Annotated in this window: 16 protein-coding genes; 4 read left to right on the forward strand and 12 right to left on the reverse strand. The window is 68.0% G+C overall.

Annotation, left to right across the window (positions count from 1 at the left end):
- The 3 genes from IPG68_01595 to IPG68_01605 all read right to left on the reverse strand — a co-directional run.
- A partial coding sequence (locus tag IPG68_01595; GenBank protein MBK6762039.1) for an AMP-binding protein occupies positions 1 to 749 on the reverse strand: 749 nt, incomplete at its 3' end.
- A 97-nt stretch (positions 750 to 846) separates the two neighbouring features.
- Positions 847 to 2,466, reverse strand: coding sequence for a cation acetate symporter (locus IPG68_01600; protein ID MBK6762040.1), 1,620 nt, complete (start codon positions 2,464 to 2,466; stop codon positions 847 to 849).
- A complete protein-coding gene (locus IPG68_01605; GenBank protein ID MBK6762041.1) occupies positions 2,463 to 2,816 on the reverse strand; it encodes a DUF485 domain-containing protein in 354 nt (117 codons plus the stop codon). Before IPG68_01605 ends, IPG68_01600 begins: the two co-directional genes overlap by 4 nt.
- 349 nt (positions 2,817 to 3,165) lie before the next feature.
- Between IPG68_01605 and IPG68_01610 the strand changes: the two genes are divergently transcribed.
- From IPG68_01610 to IPG68_01620, 3 genes are all read left to right on the forward strand, one after another.
- Positions 3,166 to 3,663: a hypothetical protein gene (locus IPG68_01610; protein MBK6762042.1), complete on the forward strand. Its 498-nt coding sequence runs from the start codon at positions 3,166 to 3,168 to the stop codon at positions 3,661 to 3,663.
- A complete protein-coding gene (locus IPG68_01615) occupies positions 3,660 to 3,728 on the forward strand; it encodes an SHOCT domain-containing protein (GenBank protein MBK6762043.1) in 69 nt (22 codons plus the stop codon). Before IPG68_01610 ends, IPG68_01615 begins: the two co-directional genes overlap by 4 nt.
- 69 nt (positions 3,729 to 3,797) lie before the next feature.
- Positions 3,798 to 4,232 carry a hypothetical protein gene (locus tag IPG68_01620; protein MBK6762044.1) on the forward strand — a complete coding sequence of 145 codons (435 nt, stop codon included), beginning with the start codon at positions 3,798 to 3,800 and terminating at the stop codon, positions 4,230 to 4,232.
- 225 nt (positions 4,233 to 4,457) lie between these two features.
- Here IPG68_01620 and pap read toward each other — a convergent pair whose 3' ends face one another.
- From pap to IPG68_01665, 9 genes are all read right to left on the reverse strand, one after another.
- Positions 4,458 to 5,942: a polyphosphate:AMP phosphotransferase gene (gene pap / locus IPG68_01625; protein MBK6762045.1), complete on the reverse strand. Its 1,485-nt coding sequence runs from the start codon at positions 5,940 to 5,942 to the stop codon at positions 4,458 to 4,460.
- Positions 5,943 to 6,223: 281 nt separating this feature from the next.
- Positions 6,224 to 12,856 carry a VWA domain-containing protein gene (locus IPG68_01630; GenBank protein ID MBK6762046.1) on the reverse strand — a complete coding sequence of 2,211 codons (6,633 nt, stop codon included), beginning with the start codon at positions 12,854 to 12,856 and terminating at the stop codon, positions 6,224 to 6,226.
- Between the two features lie 149 nt (positions 12,857 to 13,005).
- Entirely contained in the window at positions 13,006 to 13,407 is a 402-nt protein-coding gene (locus IPG68_01635) for a YjbQ family protein (GenBank protein MBK6762047.1), read from the reverse strand.
- On the reverse strand, positions 13,407 to 14,024 hold the full coding sequence (locus IPG68_01640; protein MBK6762048.1) for an META domain-containing protein: 618 nt from the start codon (positions 14,022 to 14,024) through the stop codon (positions 13,407 to 13,409). The genes IPG68_01635 and IPG68_01640 overlap by 1 nt, the downstream gene beginning before the upstream one ends.
- A gap of 5 nt (positions 14,025 to 14,029) precedes the next feature.
- Positions 14,030 to 14,932, reverse strand: a complete 903-nt coding sequence (locus IPG68_01645; GenBank protein ID MBK6762049.1) for an alpha/beta fold hydrolase — start codon at positions 14,930 to 14,932, stop codon at positions 14,030 to 14,032.
- Positions 14,933 to 14,942: 10 nt separating this feature from the next.
- Positions 14,943 to 15,488 (reverse strand): hypothetical protein, encoded by a 546-nt coding sequence (locus IPG68_01650; protein MBK6762050.1) that lies wholly within the window; start codon positions 15,486 to 15,488, stop codon positions 14,943 to 14,945.
- A 9-nt stretch (positions 15,489 to 15,497) separates the two neighbouring features.
- Entirely contained in the window at positions 15,498 to 15,785 is a 288-nt protein-coding gene (locus IPG68_01655) for a hypothetical protein (GenBank protein ID MBK6762051.1), read from the reverse strand.
- Positions 15,786 to 15,808: 23 nt separating this feature from the next.
- Positions 15,809 to 16,846 carry a polysaccharide deacetylase family protein gene (locus IPG68_01660; GenBank protein MBK6762052.1) on the reverse strand — a complete coding sequence of 346 codons (1,038 nt, stop codon included), beginning with the start codon at positions 16,844 to 16,846 and terminating at the stop codon, positions 15,809 to 15,811.
- 72 nt (positions 16,847 to 16,918) lie between these two features.
- Entirely contained in the window at positions 16,919 to 17,488 is a 570-nt protein-coding gene (locus IPG68_01665; GenBank protein MBK6762053.1) for a DUF3558 family protein, read from the reverse strand.
- A 98-nt stretch (positions 17,489 to 17,586) separates the two neighbouring features.
- Between IPG68_01665 and IPG68_01670 the strand changes: the two genes are divergently transcribed.
- Positions 17,587 to 19,239 carry a DEAD/DEAH box helicase gene (locus tag IPG68_01670; protein MBK6762054.1) on the forward strand — a complete coding sequence of 551 codons (1,653 nt, stop codon included), beginning with the start codon at positions 17,587 to 17,589 and terminating at the stop codon, positions 19,237 to 19,239.
- The last annotated feature ends 37 nt before the right edge of the window (positions 19,240 to 19,276 follow it).

Consider the following 19,276-nt stretch of genomic DNA (forward strand, 5'->3'; position numbering starts at 1 on the left):
TGCGCCTCGTGGGTGTCGGCGGCTGTGGCCACGACGTCGTGCCACCACAGGTCCCGGCCCTCGTGCCAGTCGACGGTGTCGCCGGTGCGGCGCACCACGATGACCTTCTCCACGCTGGGACAGTGCTCGAGTGCCTCGTCCACGGCGGGCTTGAGCGGCATCGACGAGCCACGCCGGAACTGCCCATCGGTGGTGATGACCACCTTGGCCTCGGCGTCGTCGATGCGGCTGCGCAGTGCCTCTGCGGAGAAGCCGCCGAACACCACAGAGTGGGGCGCGCCGATGCGGGCGCAGGCCAGCATGGCCACGACGGCCTGCGGGATCATCGGCATGTAGATCGCCACCCGGTCGCCGGCCTCGACGCCGAGGTCGGTCAGCGCGTTCGCGGCCTGGGCCACCTGCTTGGCCAGTTGCGCGTAGGTGATCTCCTGGGCTGCACCGTTCTCCGGCTCGAAGATGATCGCGGTGCGCGAGCCGAGACCGGCGTCCACGTGCCGGTCGACGCAGTTGTACGCGACGTTGAGCCGGCCGCCCACGAACCACTTCGCGAACGGGGCGTCGGACCAGTCGAGCACCTCGTCCCACGGCTGCGTCCAGTCGAGACGCTGCGCCTGCTCGGCCCAGAAGCCGAGCCGGTCGACGGCCGCCTCGTCGTAGATGGCCGGGGTGATGGTGGACTGCGCGACGAAGTCGTCGCTGGGCGGGAAGCTGCGGGTCTCGCTGGCGAGATTCGCGAGGGTGTCGGTCATGGGTGGGGCCTTTCGTGGGTCTGCGGGATGACGGGTGATGAGGCGTCCGGGTGGCGGGGCCAACTTCACGCCACCCGGACGCCTGCTCAGGGGGAGGTCAGTGCGCGACGGTGGCCTTCTCGGCACCCGCGCCGGTCAGCGACCGGACCTCCATCTCGGCGAACTTCACCGCGTCGGACTTGGTCGGGTCGGTCACGCTGCCCAGCCAGCCGAGGAAGAAGGCCAGCGGGATGGAGATCAGCCCCGGGTTGTCCAGCGGGAACCAGTGGAAGTCCACGCCCTGAAGCATCGACGGGCTCTTCGTCGCGCCCTCCGGGATCGGCTTGCCCGACACCACCGGCGAGAAGAGGATCAGCGTGACCGAGGAGATCAAGCCGCCGTAGATGCTCCACAGGGCGCCACGCGTGGTGAAGCCCTTCCAGAACAGCGAGTAGAGGATCGTCGGCAGGTTCGCCGAAGCCGCCACTGCGAAGGCCAGGGCCACCAGGAACGCGATGTTCTGGTCCTTGGCCAGGATGCCACCGATGATCGCGAAGACCCCGATCACGACCGCCGCCCTGCGCGCCACCTTCACCTCGGCGTCGGCCGAGACCTGGCCGCGCTTGATGTAGTTGTTGTAGACATCGTGGGCGAACGACGCGCTGGCGGTGATCGTCAAGCCGGCCACCACCGCGAGGATGGTCGCGAAGGCGACCGCGGAGATGAAGCCCAGCAGCAGCGTGCCGCCGAGTTCGTAGGCCAGCAGCGGCGCCGCGGAGTTCGCCCCGCCCGGCGCGGCCTTGATGACGTCGGAGCCGACCAGAGCGGCGGCACCGAAGCCCAGCACCAGGCTGAACAGGTAGAACAGGCCGATCAGGCTGATCGCCCACACCACGGACTTGCGGGCCTCCTTGGAGGTCGGGACCGTGTAGAAGCGCATCAGCACGTGCGGCAGGCCCGCGGTGCCCAGCACCAGGGCCATCGACAGCGAGATGAAGTCGATCTTGCTCAGCGTGTTGACGCCGTACTTCGCGCCGGGCTCCAGGAGCTTCTCACCCAGCGGGCTGTTGCCGGCGGCCGCACCCATGACGTCGGAGAGGCTGAAGCCGTACTTGCTGAACACCCAGAACGTCATCAGGGCGGCACCGGCGATGAGCAGCACGGCCTTGATGATCTGCACCCAGGTGGTGCCCTTCATCCCGCCGACGAGCACGTAGACGATCATCAGCACGCCGACCACCGCGATCGTCAGGGACTGCCCGACGTTGCCCGTGACCCCCATGAGCAGGCTCACGAGGCCCCCGGCACCGGCCATCTGGGCCAGCAGGTAGAAGAAGGAGACCGCCAGCGTCGAGATGGCTGCCGCCATCCGCACCGGACGCTGCCGCATGCGGAACGCGAGCACGTCGGCCATCGTGAATTTGCCGGTGTTGCGCAGCAGTTCGGCCACCAGCAGCAGGGCCACCAGCCACGCCACGAGGAAGCCGATGGAGTAGAGGAAGCCGTCGAAGCCGGTCAGCGCGATCGCCCCGGTGATCCCGAGGAAACTCGCGGCTGACAGGTAGTCACCGGCGATGGCGGTGCCGTTCTGGCCGCCGGTGAAGGACCGGCCGCCGGTGTAGTAGTCGGCGGCGGTCTTGTTCTGGCGCGAGGCCCGGATCACGATGACCATCGTCACGGCGACGAACGCCAGGAAGATGGCCATGTTCACCACGGGGCTGCCTGCAGTTGCATTCATCGGTTGGTTCCTTCCAGGTCCTCACGGATCTCCATGGCCAGCGGGTCGAGCTTGCGGTTGGCGTGGCGCACGTACAGCCACGTGATGAGCCCGGTGGACACGAACTGCAGCAGTCCGAAGATGACGCCGCGGTTGACATTGCCCCAGACCGGTTGCGCCATCCACTGGGGCGCGAACACCGCGGTCAGCACGAAGGTGAAATACCAGACGAGGAACGCCACGGTCATCGGGAACGCGAACCCGCGGTACCGCTTGCGCAGCTCGATGAACTCCGGACTCCTCTGCGCCTTGACGTACGCCTCCGGATCGGGGACGCCCCCGACCTTCAGCGGATCCTGGTTGATGGTCATGGGTCCCTGCCTTTGCGTTCGAGTGGAGCGGGTGCTCCGGTGGTGACACGTTATGGACCCCCCGGGCCCGCCGGAACCCGTTGACGGGCCCCTTGCGGCCAGTGGTGTGATGCGGCCCACAGGTGGTCGGCGGGCATGCGACGAACGGCGCGGGGACGACGACGAACGGCACGGGGGTGGCGGTCATTGTGACGAAGGTGCGGGGCCCTGGCGGTGGTTTGTCACGACGGTGCGCGGTCCGCCGGCCCACACCCCGCACCGTCGTCGCAGAACGGGCCGGGTGGGACGCACCATCGCCACAATCGCGTGGGGTCTTGAGCCGGTGATCATGTAACGCCATGATTGGGCGGTGAACACCACCACCACGATCCTGGTCTCCGTCATCGTCCCGGTCGTCATCATCATCGGCGCCCTGTTCTTCGTCCGCAACGCCACCGGCGGCGGGAGGAAGAAGCAGGAGCAGGCGATGAACCTCGCCGCCTCCGGGAAGAAGGCGCGGGCGAAGATCCTGCGCATCGACCCCACCGGGATGGTCATCAACAACATCAACATCCAGTGCTGGCTGACGTTCCTGCTCGAACCGCTCGACGGTTCGCCCGCTTTCCAGGCCCAGAAGAAGGTCGTGGTCCCGCAGACGAACATGCCGCGGGTGGGCGACATGTGGCCGGCCTGGTACGAAGCCAACGATCCGAACACGTTCGCGGTCGGCATGCCCGATGGCGCCTCGCCGGAGCAGATCCCGCTCTTCCGCGAGTTCGGCATCCCGCACCCCCTGGATGCGTCATCGCAGGCAGCTCCCGCCCCGACGACGGCCCCGTGGACGAGCTGCAGCGCCTGGCCCAGATGAAGGCGGACGGCCTGCTCACCGACGAGGAGTTCGCCGCGGCGAAAGCCAAACTGCTCGGGGGCTGAACGGCCCTTAGCCCGTGTTCCGGCAGCACCCGCGGCTACCGTGAGCACCCCGGCGACGGGAGGAGTCCGATGGCCGCAAGAACAGGGGTTGCGGTGCTGGCCGTCGTCCTCGGCATCGCACTGGCGGGCGCGGGCACTGCGACCGCCGCCCGGTTCATCACCAGCAAGGACATCAAGAACGGCACCATCAAAGCCAAGGACCTGTCGCCAGGGCTGCGCGCACTCAAGCGAACCGGCGCCCGGGGCCCCAGGGAGCCCCGGACCCAGGGAGACCCCCGGACCCAAGGGAGACCAGGGGCGGCCAGATCTCGCCTGTTGACCTTCGCGGATTCCGCGGTGAACGGCCGCATCACCCTGTCCGGCGGCAACCAGGTCGTCACATCCACCGCCCAGCAACTCGACCAACGCCAACGGCGCCATCGGCGGACCACTGGCGACTCCCGCCGGGCCCGGGAAGTTCACGTGACCCAGCACCGTCCGGGTGAAGACGCAAGGAGGGGGTAGCTACACCTGCGCCCTGCAAGTCTCCAGTAACGGCAGCAGCTTCTTCGACCTCGACGACAGCGAATCGTCACCACCAGCGTTCTGCGCCTATCAATAGCCCAGGGCGCTTTCCTCAACAACACCCCCGTGTCCTGGAACTACCGGGTGGTCTGCAATGGCGCGGCGACCCGGAAGGTTATCGATGCCGACCTCACCGTGATCGGCGCGGTGCAGGCTCTGTGAGACTCAACTCTGATCGCGCAGGGTCCGCTTCAAACCCTCGGTGATCGCGCGCAGCACCGAAACCCGGGCGAAGTACTTGCTGTTGGCGGGGATCACGTGCCACCGCGCGCCGTCGGTGGTGGTCCGCAGCACCATCTGGTCGATGGCCTGCACGTAGTCGTCCCACTTCTCGCGGTTGCGGTAGTCCTCTTCGGTGATCTTGTGCTGCTTGTACGGAGTCTGCTCGCGCGCCTGGAACCGGGCGAGCTGCTCCTCCTGGGAGATGTGCAGCCAGAACTTGGCCACGAAGTAGCCGCGTTCCACCAGTTGCGACTCGAAGTCGTTGATCTCGTCGTAGGCGCGCTGCCATTCCGAGGGGTCGGCGAAACCCTCGACCCGCTCCACCAGCACCCGGCCGTACCAGGTGCGGTCGAAGATGGCGAACCTTCCGGCCGGCGGCAGGTGCCGCCAGAACCGCCACAGGTAGGGGTAGCGCAGTTCCTCCGGGGTCGGCGCCGCCACCGGAATGGTGCGGTAGTCGCCCGCCTCCAGTGCCTGCGTCACTCGCCGGATCACCCCGCCCTTGCCGGCGGCGTCCCAGCCTTCGAAAGCCAGCACAGTGCTGATGCCGCGGCTCCGCGCCTCGATCGACAACTTGTACAGCCGGCGTTGCTGCTTCGCCAGTTCCCGGCGGTAGGTCTGCTTGTCGAGGTCCTGCGTCAGGTCCACGCCACTGAGCACGGTCGTCTCGGCGTCGAGGTCACCGAAGACCGACTGCGCCACCGACGGCCCCGTGACCGGCTTCTGCTCCAGCCGCGCCGTCAGTGCCGCCAGGATGGTACGGGCCACGGTGAGGTCCCGGTAGCGGTCATCGGTGGACTCCACGATCGTCCACGGCGCGCCAGGTGCGCTCGTCTCGCGCAGGATGCGCTCCACCACCGGCAGGGACGGGCTCATCTTTTCCAGTGCAGCCCAGTCGCGCTGGTCGATCCACCAGCCGGTCGCCGGGTCCTTCTCCGCCGCACGGAGCTTCCTTCGCTGCTTCTTCTCCGGGGTGTGGAGGAAGAACTTGAGGACCAGCGCGCCGTCGGCCACGAGTTCGGACTGCATGACGGCAACGTGGCGCAGCCACTTGCTGAAGTCCTCCTCGGTGATCTCGTCATTGACGCGCATCGACGCGGTGCGCATCAGCCCGCCGGCGAAGATGGCGCACTGCCCCTTGGGCGGCAGCGCATGCCAGAGCCGCCACAACGTCGGCCGCTCCGCCTCCTCCTGGGTGTGCTCGGCGAACACCCGAGTACTCACGAAGCGGGTGTCCATCCACTCGTTGAGCCGGTTGACCATCTCGTTGGCCGCGAGCCGGTCGTCGCCCGCGATCCAGATGATGACGGGGAAGTCGGCGTTGCGCAGGTCGTACTGCGCATTGACCAGGCCGACCCGGATGTCGGGGACTGCGGCTTTGTACTGCTCCTTGGCGACTTTGTTGCCGACTTCGGAAACCTCGAGCATGGGCGGACCTCCTGGGTTGCCGACGAGTATTCCAACTCCGGGGGGTCGGGCGCGTGGTGAACGGAAGGTGAGCGACGAATGTACGGGTTCGGCGCTCGGGAGCCGCCGCAGCCCAAGGCGGGAGTGAAACCTCCACCCGGGAGGGATACAGACCGGTTCGATCGCTCCCCGGTTTCCGGATCACTCCCGGCTGCAGCTGGCGCGCACTCCGGGCCCACCGGCGCCCGGCGGACCGGTTGGACCACTCCCCACTGAAGGCAGCGGCCCACCAGCGCCCGACGCTACGGCCTGATCACCCAGGTCCGCCGCCACGTGTTGCGGTTCCACGTGTCCTTGTACTTCGGCTTCGGAACGGCAGTGATCCACACGGTGACCTTGACCTTGCGGTAGCCGAACACCTTCACCTTGACCGCGCCGTTCTTGGTCACCTTGGTGCGACAGTAGCTGACCTCACCGGCGGCAGAGCTTCCAACTGGACGGCACTTGGTGCGGTACTTCAGCGTGCCGTACTTGTTCGTCTTGGACGCCTTGACGCAGGTGCCGCCCTTGCAGTTCTTGACCGGGTCGACGTTGATCGGCAACTGCTTGGTCACCGTCACCGTGGCCTTCGCCACCGCGGACACGTCGGCGCCCACGACCTGACCGGCGTTCCACGGCGAACCGGTGGCAGTCACTGTGTTCGTGGTCTTCTTCGTGATCCGCGTCGTGCAGGTGTAGATCCACGTCTTGTCGGGCCAGCCCTCGCCGCTGGCCGAGGAGGTCAGCAGGCCGTCGCCGTTGTCGTCGCCACTCACGTACGTCACCGGCGAGCACTTGTCGTCGCTCATCCGGATGTTCGCCAGCGGCATCGTGCCGGCGTTGGTGACCTCGTAGCGGTAGGTGACCTTGCCGCCCTCGTCCACCTGCGTCGCCGATGGCGTCTTGGTCACCGCGATCGCGGGGTTCAAACGACCACCCACGACCAGGACCGTCACCGATGTCGAGTCCGTCACCTTCCCGCCGCTCGGCGTCGTGCCTGTGGCTTCCGCGACGTTGGTGGTGTCGTCGGTCAGCGGGCTCACGCACCGGAACGTCCACTCGTCACCCGGCTTCATGACCCCGTCACCGTCGTCGCCGGAAACGTAGGTCACGGGCGCGCACTTGTCGTCGACGACAGTGACGTCGGTGAGATCGACGGTGCCGTCGTTCATCGCGGTGTAGGTGAAGGTCACCGGGGTGCCCTTCGGGACCAGTTCCGCGCTCGGGCTCTTCTTGATGGCGATGCTGCCCTTGTAGCTCTTCACCGTCGCGTGGTCGGAGTCCTCCGCAAGCCCACCGAGGATGGGCTCGACGGCGGTGACCACCACGGTGTTCGTGACCGTGCTGATGCCGTTGAAGACGGCCTTGCACGTGTAGATCCACGTCTCGCCGGGATCCACCATGCCGTCGCCGCTGGTGTCACCGGACTGGTACTGCACCGGTGCGCACTTGTTGTCGGTGACGTCCAGGACATCCATCGGTACGGTGGCAGCGCCCGAGGTCACCTCGTAGGTGTAGGTGACCTCCGTGCCCAACGGGACCAGCAACGTGCCGTCCTTCATCACCCCGCCAGGAGCCGACGGGGTCTTGGTGATGGCGATGCCCTTCTGGATCACCTCGACGTCGGCGGTGGCGGTGGCCTGCATCGGCTCACCGGTCTGCTTGTCCCCGCTGTCCGGGCTGGCAGCGATGAACGGCGTGCCGGTGAACGTCGCAGTATTGGTGGTGTCGGCGCTGATCGGCATCGAACACAGGTAACGCCACGACTCGCCCACGTCGAGCACCGCGTCGCCGCCGACGTCCCCGGAGTGGTAACCCACCGGCGAGCACGTGTCATCGGTGATCCAGTCGTCGAGTCCGGCCGGACCCTCGAAAGGCGTCTGCCCGGTGTTCGTCGCGACGTAGGTGTACGTCACGCCAGTGCCCGGGTAGACCACGGGCTGGTCAACGGTCTTGACCAGATCGAGGGCCGGTACGAGCACCTCGACGGTAGCCGTGTCAGTGGCAGTGATCTGCCCGTCAGGCCCCTGCATCGTCGCGAGCGCCACGTTCGTCGCCGTGTTGGCCGTCATCGCGCTCACCGTGCACGTGAATGACCACGACTCGCCGGGAGCCATCGTCGGTGGGGTGCCGCCGCTGACGTACGTAACGGGACTGCACCTGTCGTCTTCGATCGTGTCGTTGAGGGCCCCGACGGTGTTCACGTTCACGTTCCCGGAGTTCGTCACGGTGTACGTGTAGATCACCGGCTTGCCCTCCAGCACCACCTGGCGGTCCGGCGTCTTCACAAGCGTGATCTGCGGGTCGTACTCGAAGAAGTCGGCGAACGTGCACACCGCCTGCTCTCCGGGCGCCAGATCCACCGTGGCCCCGAGTTCCGGGGTGTAATCCACGGCCGCCGCGGTCCCGACGCAGGTCGGGTGCTCGCCCTCCGGGCCGTCGAGGTACCAGTCGGCCGGCAGGTCTACCTCCGCGACGGTGTACTGGCCGGCGCTCAGACCGGTGGCGCTGCGGCTCTGCTGGTCGCGCAGCGTGAAGTCGGCACCGGCGGTCCACTCGAAGTCGAAGTCCTGCGACGGGTCGTCCGGGGCCTCCTTGACCACCGTGAGAGTGGCGTCCTTGACGTCGGTGAACGTGCAGGTGATCGTGTCACCGGGGTCGATGTTCACGTCGACGTGGCCCCCGGCAGCGGTGAAGTCCGTGCTCCCCACGACATCGCCACCGTTGACGCACTCGATGTCCGTGAGGTTCCAGCCGGCCGGCAGCGGTCCCGGCTCGGCGAAGCGGAACGACTCACCGTCGGCTGCCGGATGCACGGTCATCGTCTTCACCGCGATGTCACCGTCAGGTGCCAGCGTGAACGACTCGTCTGCGGGGCTCACCCCACCGTCGTCGCCACTGGCCGCGAAGGCGAACTGCGTGCCGTCGGCGGGATCGGCGGCCTTCACGATCTGGACCGTGGCGGCTGGGACCTTGACGTCGCTGTAGGTGCAGTCGACGTCCTCACCGGCACCCATCGTGAAACTCGCCTCGCCGGTGGCCAGATCGTGGGCCGGACCCGTGGTGCCGTCACAAGTGATGTCCGACAGCGACCAGCGGTCCGGCGCGGCGGTCGGCACGTCCTCGGTGACCGTGATCACGGTGCCCGCGACGATGCCCGCGTACACCTGCGGGCTCCCGCCGCCAGTCAGTGAGAACGTTCCCGGGGTGACGCCGGTGGCGGTGAAGTCGAACCCCCGCGCCGACGCCACGTCGGTGACCTTGTCGACCGACAGCGTGCCGAGCTGCTGGTTCTCGAACACGCAGACACCGACCTCACCTTCGCCGAGCGTGATGGTCACCCCGCCAGTGTCGAGGTCACCGCCCTGGAGGTCGGATGGATCGGTGTTCTTCACGCAGTCGAGTTCGGTGAGCCGCCAACCGGGCTTGCCCGCTTCACTGACGGTGTAGTCCACGGTGCCGGTGCCCGGATTGACCTCGAAGCCCTGGTAGTCGCCGCCGCCGAGTGAGAAGTCCTCGTCGAACGCCGCACCGTCGGTCGCGTTGAAGTCGAACGTCGCCGAGGAGTCGGCCGGGTCGGTGTTCTTCATCACGAACAGGTAGGCCGGGGACGGGTCCCGGGTGTTGACGTATGTGCACACCACGTCGGCGCCGTACCCGAGGTCGCCGGTGACCACGCCGGTCAGCGGGTCCGCGGTGAGGTCCTGCGACCCAGCGCCGGTGCATTCCAGCGACGTCAGTGCCCAGCCCGACTGGGACGCCTCAGTGACTGTCAGCGCGTCGCCGGGCGCGACGTCGGTGAACACCTCGGTCTGGTTGTTGCCCAACGCGAAGTCCGTGCCGCCCAGCGCACCGGACGGCGTGAAACTGAACTCCGTGTCGTCGGCGGGGTCATCCGGGTTGATGACGGTCTTCGCGACGGTCAGCCGCGGATATTGCTGGTTGACGTAGGTGCAGACTGCCGAGTCACCCGGGGTCAGCAGCACATCGACCGCACCGGTACCGGTGTCCCCGAGGACCGGGTTCTGCGGGTCGCTGGCCAGGACGCATTCGATGTCGGTGAGGGCGAAGCCGCTGTCCCCGGCCGGTGGCGCGGGCTGGCTGCCCTCGGTGACGGTGTAGGTGTCACCGGCCGCAGCGGGACGCACCGTGTAGGACGTGGCATCGCCGAGGCCGAGGTCGAAGGAATCGTTTCCGGGCTGGCCGGGATCGACCAGGCCGACGCCCTGGACTTCGAAGGGGAACAACGGGTCCCAGGTCGCAGGAACGTCGTCCTTGACCACCGTCAGGGTCGCCGGCGGAAGTTCCCCGTTGGTGTAGACGCAGTCGGCCTGCTCACCGTAGGCCAGGTCGACCGTCACCGCGCCGGTGTCGACGTTGCTGCTGACCACCGTGGTGCCGCTGCAGGAGATCGCGTCGAGCTCCCAGCCGGCCGGCACCTCGTCCTCGGTGATGCTCACCTGGCCCGGTGCGATGCCCGTGTAGGTCTGGCTCTGCCCGTCGGTCAATGTGAAGGTCGCCGGGCTCAGACCTGCGCTGAAGCCGAACTCCGCCAGGGACCCGGCGGGGCTGGTCTGCTTGGTGATCGTCAACGACGGCCGGCGTTCGTTGGTGAAGGTGCAGGTCACGTCCTCCTCGGGCAGGATCGTGACCTTCACCTGGCCCCCGGTCACGGAGGTCGGCGCCTTGTCGCACGTCAGGTCCGTCAGATCCCAGCCCGAGACCGCCGACTCGGTGATGGTGTACTCGCTGCCGCCACCGTCCGGGCCGTCGAGAGCGATGTTGCGGCTCGCCGGTGGGGTGGTCGGCGCGCTCGAGGTGTTGAGGTCGAAGGCCTGATCGCCCGCAGGCACCCCCTGACCGCTGACGGTGAACGGGAAGTCCTGGTCCACCTCGCCGGGGTTGGTGACCTTGACGATGCGCAGGTTGGCCGCCCGGTCGATGTTGATCGTCATCCGGTCACCGTCGGTGACCGGCCCGTCGTTCTGCGCCCGGTCCTGCGGATTCGACCACTTCGCGGTGACGGTGGCGACGTTCGTGACCGACGAGACCGTGCTCGGCGGGTTGAGCACCTCGGTGCACTCGTAGGTCCACGTCTGCCCCACCGGGAGGGTGGTCCCGCTGCCGCTGACTCGCGTCACCGGGTCGCATCTGTCGTCCAGCACGCCGACGGTCTGGAGCACGTCGTTGCCCGTGTTCGTCACCGTGTAGACGTAGGTGACCCGCGTGCCGGCCGGGACGTTGCCGCCGTCGGGGATGACCACATCGGTGCCGGCCTTCCTTGCGGTCTTCTCGAGGTGGATGGCCGGCGTCTTGACTTCGATGGACTCATCGGCCGCGCCGGTCACGGTGGTGCCGTTCGGGTCGATCCCGATCACCGTGACGCTGTTGGTGTGCTCCAGCGGCGTGCTCACTGTGGCGACCGGACCGATCTTCGCCTGGCAGGTGTAGGTCCACTCCTCGCCCGGTGGCAGGGCACCCGGTGCGCCGGGACCGCTGGGCGCGGAGATGCTCGCGCACTGCGGATCCACCGGCTTAGCGATCGTCAGGGGGGTGTTGCCGGTGTTGGCCACCGTGAAGGTGTACTCCTCGTTCCACCCTGCGGCGTTGCCGCGCACGGGGTCGTCCTCAGCCACCTTCGTGACCTGCAGCGCCGGCGCGTAGTCGAAGTCGTTGTACAGCATGCACGACGCCACGTCCGAAGGGTTCATGTCGAACTGGAACGAGGGGTCCTGGTTGCTCAGCGTCCCGTCCAGCGACGTGGTGGACCCGTTCTCGGCCTTGATCTCGCAGCGCCAGCGATCAGCGGTGAAGTCGGTCTGGACCGCCTCCGACACCGTCACCGTGGCTTTCTGGCTGGCGACCTTCGGTTTCCACTGGAACGCCGCCGTCCCCTGCGCGCCCGACGTCGCCCGGGTCTGTGCGCTGTTGTCCGGGCCGGTGGGGTCGACCCACGAGAAGCCGCCCTGAACGCTGGGCTGGACGGTGACGTCCCAGCCGGTGGTCGGGACGTAGTCGGCACCGCTGCTGGTCTGGGCCAGCTTCTGCACCGTGACGCTGTTGCCGCACAGCGAGGTGACCACCGAGCGCAGGAAGGCGCCGAGGGCCGCGAAGTCGGTGAATGCCACCGCGTCGACCTCGTTGATCGTCTTGCCGGCCAGCGCCGCTGCCGACTTCTCCAGCACCGGCCCGGAAATCTTCTTCAACCGGTCCTGCGAAGCGGTGCTGGTCAGCCCGTTGCCGACACCCACCACGAGCATGCGGGTACCGCGCGCCTTCAGCGCGTTCGCCTGCGTGATGGCGTTGTCCAGCGCGGTGCCGGTGGAGGAGGTGTTGACGTTGGTGCGCGTGGAGTTGACGTTGTACGCCGTGGGGTCGCCGTCAGTGATGAAAAGGGCCAGTTCCGGGGTGTCTATCCCCTTGATCCCGTCCTCCCAGTTCGTCCAGGTGAGGGCGCTGTTCTGGATGGAGCCGCCGTTGTAGATGTTGACACCGGCCGGCCGGGGCGGCGGCGGGGTGTAGTAGTTGGCCAGCGCCTGGGACAGTGCCCCACCACTGCCGGTCGTGCTCGCGTTCACGGGTACCCGACTGCTCAATTGTCCGGAGAACGTGGCGAACTGGGTGATCCGCAAGGTGGAGTTGGTGTCCTTCAGCGCCGCCGTGAGGTCGCGCCCGGCGTTGCGCACCGTGTTCACCGCTCCGGCGGACTGGATGGAACCCGACGCGTCCAGGATGAGCGTCGCGTCCAGCCCGCAGGTCTCGTCGATCGCGGGGTTCGGGGCCGGGGTCACCGCCGCGGCCTGCGCCTGCGGGGTCTGGGCGACACCCGGGGGCGCGGCCACCAGACCGGTGACGAGCAACGATCCGACTGCGACGCCCACGAATCCCCGACGCACGGCGGACCCCCTTCACTCCCGGTGCTTGCGCAGGTGATCTTGGCAGCCGCCCAGTCGCGGTGGCGCGCTGAGCCGATCAGGCACCCCAGGGCACGCCTCGGGTGGTCACGGGCTGTGATGCAGGCCGGCCGGAGCAGGCGGGCCCAGAGTCACCCCGCGAGGAACGACAACCGCACCGTCCGCCGCGGGTTGTCCCCGTTGGGGTCGACCAGGACGATGCTCTGCCAGACCCCCAGCGCCAGCCGGCCGCCCACCACCGGGACCGAGACGCTCGGCGCGACGAAGGCGGGCAGGACATGATCGCGGCCGTGCCCGACGCTGCCGTGGCGGTGGCGGTAGATGTCTGCGGTGGGCAGCAACCGCTCGAGGGCGTCGGCCAGGTCGGGCTCACTGCCGGCTCCGGTCTCGATGAGGGCGACGCCGGCCGTGGCGTGCGGCACGAAGACGTTGAGCAGCCCGTCGCCCTGACCGGAGACGAAAGCCTGGGCCTCGCCGGTGAGGTCGGTGACCAGCCGGTCGCGGCTGTGGACGGCCAACTCGACGGTGTGCATCAGCCGACGGTCACCTCGGTGACCCGCCCGTCCACAACGGTGGCGTTCAGCCGGTCGGGCCGGTAGTCCATGGTCACCGGCCTGCTCTCTCCGTCCACGGAAACGACCCGGAACGCATACCCCTCGTCCTGCGCTGCCGTCCGGGCACGGGCGAGCTTCATCCCCACCAGGGTGGCGCCGTAAACCGCCGGCGAGTCCGGCTGCGCGAATCGGACAACCGCTTCTCGCCCGGTCCGCAGCGTCAGTTGCACCTCGTCGCTGTCGTAGTACTCGGCCCGCTCCAGCGCTGTGAAGTACTGCTGCTCCGCCTCCATCTGCGCCGCCGATCCGCCCATCTCGGTGCTGGTGATCGGCCCGATGTCGATACCGCCGTCCTCGGTCGCGGTGAATGGCGCGGAGTAGGTGTTGACGGCGGCCTTGCCGGTCACCTGTCCGTCCGCAAAGGTGATTGTCACGTCCTTACCGAGAGCGGCCGGACCCACGAGCAACCACTCCGACCCGGGCGCCAAGGCCTGCGGCACCGGGGCCGACGGCGTCACGCTCGGCTCGGGTGTCGGCGAACCGCCGTTGCACGCGGTCAGCATCAGAACTGCCCCGAGGACGATCATCCCGCGCACGGTCCTCACCTCTCCGTCACTTGAGCTTCCCGGTCGGCCTTCGCCGCCAGCGCGCCGATCTCCTCGGCGAAGTCCCCCCACAACTCACGCGGTAGGTCGTGACCCATGCCCGAGTACCCGACGAACTTGGCGTTCGGCAGGTGCCTGGCGATCGCCAACCCGCCACTGGGCGCCACGAGCGGGTCGTGCAGGCCGTGGATCACCAGCGTGGGCAGGCGCAGGCGGCGCAATTTGGCCGTGCGGTCGGGCTGGCCGGCGATCGCCGCCAGTTGTCGCACATACCCGTGCCCGTCGAGACCCCGGTCGTAGGATCGCCCGCCAAGTTCCATCAGGTACTCCTCGTCGAAGGCGTACCCCTTGGACCCGATGATGCGGAAGGTCTCCACCGCAGCCTGCTGCGCGGTGGTCCGGTCGTTGACCACCCGGCGCTTGGTCAACCGGCTGAACACCGCGGGTTTCGGGTTGCCCACCCGTCGCGAGCCCGTGGAGGTCATGATCAACGTCAGGCTGCGGACCCGCCGCGGCTGCGCGACCGCCACCGTCTGGGCGATGAACCCGCCCATGGACGCACCGACCACATGCGCGGAGTTCATGCCAAGTTCGTCCATCAACGCCAGGGCATCGCCAGCCATGTCGTCGATGGTGTACGGGGGCTTGCGCCGCCGCAGCGTCACGTCGATGAACGACGGCGCCGGCAGGTCCGACATGTGTGTGGACAGGCCGGTGTCCCGGTTGTCGTAACGCACGACCCAGTAACCTCTGGCGGCGAGGTCCTCGCACAACTCGTCGGGCCAGGCGATCATCTGCGTGCCCAGGCCCATGATCAGCAGCATCGGCGTGCCCGCAGGGTCGCCGAACGTCTCGTAAGCCAACTCGATACCGTTGGCCCGCACCTTCTTCGCGTTCATCCCCTTCAGGCTACGCCGAACCCATGTCACCGAACGCCCACTGGTACGCCTCGAGGAACCGTGTCCCCCACGCCCGCTCGTCGTGGCGGGCCCCCGCGATGACCCGTGCGAGCACGTGGCGGTGCCCGGCCTCCTGCACGGTCAGGCGCAGTTCATCGAGGTGGTCGAGCAGCACCTGGCTACCGCAGAAGTCCAGCCGCTCCCGATCACCCATGTCGAGGTAGATGTGCTGGGTGGGCCGGGCACCGGCGGCCACGACGGCATCGCGCAACTCGTACCCGCGCATGGGGGCGTCGAGTGCCACCGGTGAGAACGCGAGCACCTTCGAGACCTGTCGCTGATACTGCGAACCCACGTACAGCGCCATGTACCCACCCATCGAGGAGCCCGCCACAGCCACGTCGCGGCGGTCCCTGCTGGCCCGGTAGGTCCGTTCCACGAGGTCCTTGACCGGACCCATCAGGAAGGCCGCGGTCTCGTCGCCGTAGCCGCCGATGCGCTTGAGCAGCCTGGCATCGGGACGCGTGCGGTACTCCCAGTCGCTGATCGTGTACATGGCGAACCGCTAGTACTTGTTCTGCGGGGCGTCGATCCCGACGACGATGGCCGGCTCACCTGCCTGCGCCGTCTGCAGCCACTGCATCGTCTCGTCGATGCGCCACTCCTTGTCGTACGTCGACGTGGTGCGGTCGAAGAGGTTGTGCCCGTCGAACATGTAGACGACGCGGTAGTGGCGTCGCGTCCATTCGTAGTCGGCGGGCAGGTAGATGCGCACCGTGACCCGGCGGTCGCGCAGCAGCAGCGAGGTGACGTCGATGCGCCCAGCGATGGTGGATCGATGCCGTCGGGCCATGGTGCGCAGGCTACCGGCCCGCGCTACAGCGCTGGGCGCTGCGGATCCAGCACCGTCGCAGGGTCGAAGAAGCGCTTGAGCATCCGCTGCTGGCTCAACATGGACAGCCCGTCCACATGCACCCGCGCCTGGACGGCGTACCCGTCGTCAACCTGCGTGTACGCGGTCGGCCCGATCGTGCAGAAGATGCGGAAGCCGGCCTTGCGCAGGTACGCCAGTGACGCTCCTGCCGCCGGGGAACCGTACGGGTAGACGAGCACCCGGGCGTTCCGGCCGATCAGGGGCTGCACGTACCGCTCCCAGCGGTCGGTGTCGTTGACCACCTGCTGGTAGGCCACCCTGCCGAGGTCGGGGTGGGCATAGGTGTGCGAACCGAACGCCCAGCCGGTTGCCTTCAGTTGTTGCACGACCGGCGCGACCCGGCGCTGCTCGCGAAGCGCGCGCTTGCCGTCACCGGACGTCCGGTAGCCGAGGATGCCTTCGAACCCGGTGAGCGCGATGGTGCCTTTCGCCCCGTCGACCGAGAAGTCCGGGTGGCGGGCGACGAACCGGTCGAGGATCGGGACGATCTCGGAGGCGCGCGACACCACCGTCGTCCCGTCCGGTCGAGTGCGCTGCGCGGCGATCACGCCGGCGTCGTCGAGCACCAACTTGGAGTTCAGGTGGTTGTCGACCATGTACTGCGGGTAGTTCAAGTCGTCGATGGTGATGACCAGCGGCTTCTTGCCCTCCGGCAGCATCAGCGGTGCCCGCCGGAACACCTTGCCGCGGGGCGTCTGCACGGTGCGGAAGAGCGACTCGAGGTCGACGAGCACCCAGTCGTTGGCATACAGCTGCGGCACGATCTTGCGGAACTCGCGAGCGGTGACCATCCACTTGTTGAACTCTGCCGGCTGGGTCCCGCGGTGCAGGGTGTACTTCGGCTCGGGCAGCAGCGGATGGAAGAAGATGTGTTCCACGGGTCCGCGGTAGCGCACGAGGGGCGTGTCGTCGGCCACGGCCGGACCAGCGGCGAGCACTGTGGCCAGAGCCAGAACCGGGACCACCCGCGAAGCCTTCACAGATTCACGGTAGGCGTGTGCCGTCGCGGAGCCGGCGATTCCGCACGCCGTGTCGCTGGACTGTCGCTGGCTTCAGCCGACGCGCGCCGCCGCCATCGCGGCCAGTTGCTGCGCCTGCTCGACCGTCGCGCCCTCGAGCCCGATCTGCACCGAGATGAACCGGTCACCCACCAGCATCCCGATCACCGGTGACTGCGTCTCCTCGTTGATGACGACATACGCCTTGTCGGCGCCCGCGACGTCCGTCGGCTCGGCCTCCCCGCCGAAGTACGCCGTGGCCAGTTCGACGTTGGTGTCGTAGGACTCCTGCCCGTCGATCTGCGACACCGCCACGGCGACCAGCGCGATCGGCAGTTCCACGCCGCTGCTGTCGTCGGTCATGGTGTAGGTGCAGGTCACGATCTGGCGGGCGTCGTCGGTTTCCTGTTCGCCCTCGCCGAAGTCGCTGTCGAGCACCTGGTTGATCTCCTGTGCGGTGAGCAGGCCGCACGCGTCGTCGGCGGCCACGGGCGTCACCGAGGTCGGGGCGGCGGACGTCGCAGCCATCGACTCCGCGGGGGGCTCGGGATTGGTCGGCGACCCGCCACACCCCGCCAGGGCCAGCCCGCAGGTGAGCGCACCGGCTGCCATCAGCATCCTCATGGGCACGCAACCTAGCAGCACGGCCCGAGACCCGGCGCGCTAACGGCTACCCTGAAGGAGCGCGCGTCGCCCGATGCTTCAAGCGCCGGCGATAACGACTGGAGACCGCGACTGTGAACGACATCCCCACCGCCCGATTCGAAGACCTCGGCTTGAGCGAGGCGATCCTGGCCGCGCTGCGCGAGGTCGGCTACGAGACCGCCACCCCCATCCAGACCGCGACGATCCCGCCGCTGCTGGCGGGCCGGGACGTGGTCGGACTGGCACAGACGGGCACCGGCAAGACCGCTGCCTTCGCGCTGCCGATCCTCGACCGGCTCGACCTGGACCAGAAGCCGCCGCAGGCACTGGTGCTGGCGCCCACCAGGGAACTGGCGTTGCAGGTCTGTGAGGCCTTCGAACGCTACGCGGCCGGCAGCCCCGGCATCCGGGTGCTGCCCGTGTACGGCGGGCAGGGCTACGGCGTGCAACTCAACGCCCTGCGCCGCGGCGTGCACGTCGTCGTCGGCACCCCGGGGCGCATCATGGACCACCTCGAGCGGGGCACGCTGGACCTGTCCCACCTGCGTTTCCTGGTCCTCGACGAGGCCGACGAGATGCTCAATATGGGGTTCGCGGAGGACGTGGAGACGATCCTCGCGAAGACACCGGCGGAGAAGAACGTGGCGCTGTTCTCCGCGACCCTGCCCAAACAGATCCGGCGACTGGCCACGAAGTACCTGCGCGATCCGCTCGAGATCACCGTGGCGAACACGAAGACGACCGCGCCGAACATCACCCAGCGCTACCTGGTCGTGTCCTACCCGCAGAAGGTTGACGCCCTCACCCGCATCCTCGAGGTCGAGGACTTCGAAGCGATACTCGTGTTCGTCCGTACGAAGAACGAGACCGAGACCCTGGCCGAGAAGTTGCGGGCACGCGGGTTCTCAGCGATGGCGATCAACGGCGACGTCCCGCAGGCTCAACGCGAACGCACGGTCAACGAGTTGAAGTCCGGTGGCTTGGACATCCTCGTGGCCACCGACGTGGCCGCCCGCGGACTGGACGTCGAACGGATCAGCCACGTCGTCAATTTCGACATCCCCACCGACACCGAGTCCTACGTGCACCGCATCGGCCGCACCGGGCGGGCGGGCCGCAGCGGCGACGCGATCTCGTTCGTGACCCCGCGCGAGCGACGGCTGCTCAACTCCATCGAGAGAGCCACCCGGCAGTCGCTGACTGCGATGCAACTGCCCACGGTGGAGGACATCAACACGTCGCGACTCGCGCGTTTCGACGACGCGATCACGCAGGCGCTGGAGTCCGAGGACTTGGGGTTCTTCCGCGAGGTGGTCGCCCACTATGTACGCCACAACGACGTGCCCGAGGCCGATGTGGCGGCCGCCCTGGCGCTGGTGCTGCAGGGCGACGAACCGCTGTTGCTGGCGGACGAACCGGATGCCGTGCGGGCACCGGCCGACCGGCGGGGCCCGACAGCAGAACGTGCCACCTACCGCATCAGCGTGGGCCGGCGGCAGAAGGCGCAGCCGGGTCAGATCGTCGGTGCGCTGGCCAACGAAGGGGGCCTGCGCCGGTCGGACTTCGGTCACATCGACATCCGCGCAGACCACAGCCTGGTCGAACTGCCCGCGAACCTGCCCGCGGAGACGTGGAAACGCCTGCGCAAGACGCGCATCAGCGGCCAGCTCATCGAGCTGCAACTCGACACCGGCCACAAGCCGAAGGGGCCGAAGAAGCGCTCCCGCTGAGCCGGTGACGGGGCCTGCGTCAGTCCAGGCGCACCCC

This window comes from Micrococcales bacterium (assembly GCA_016703125.1).
GTDB lineage: Bacteria > Actinomycetota > Actinomycetes > S36-B12 > UBA10799 > JADKAV01.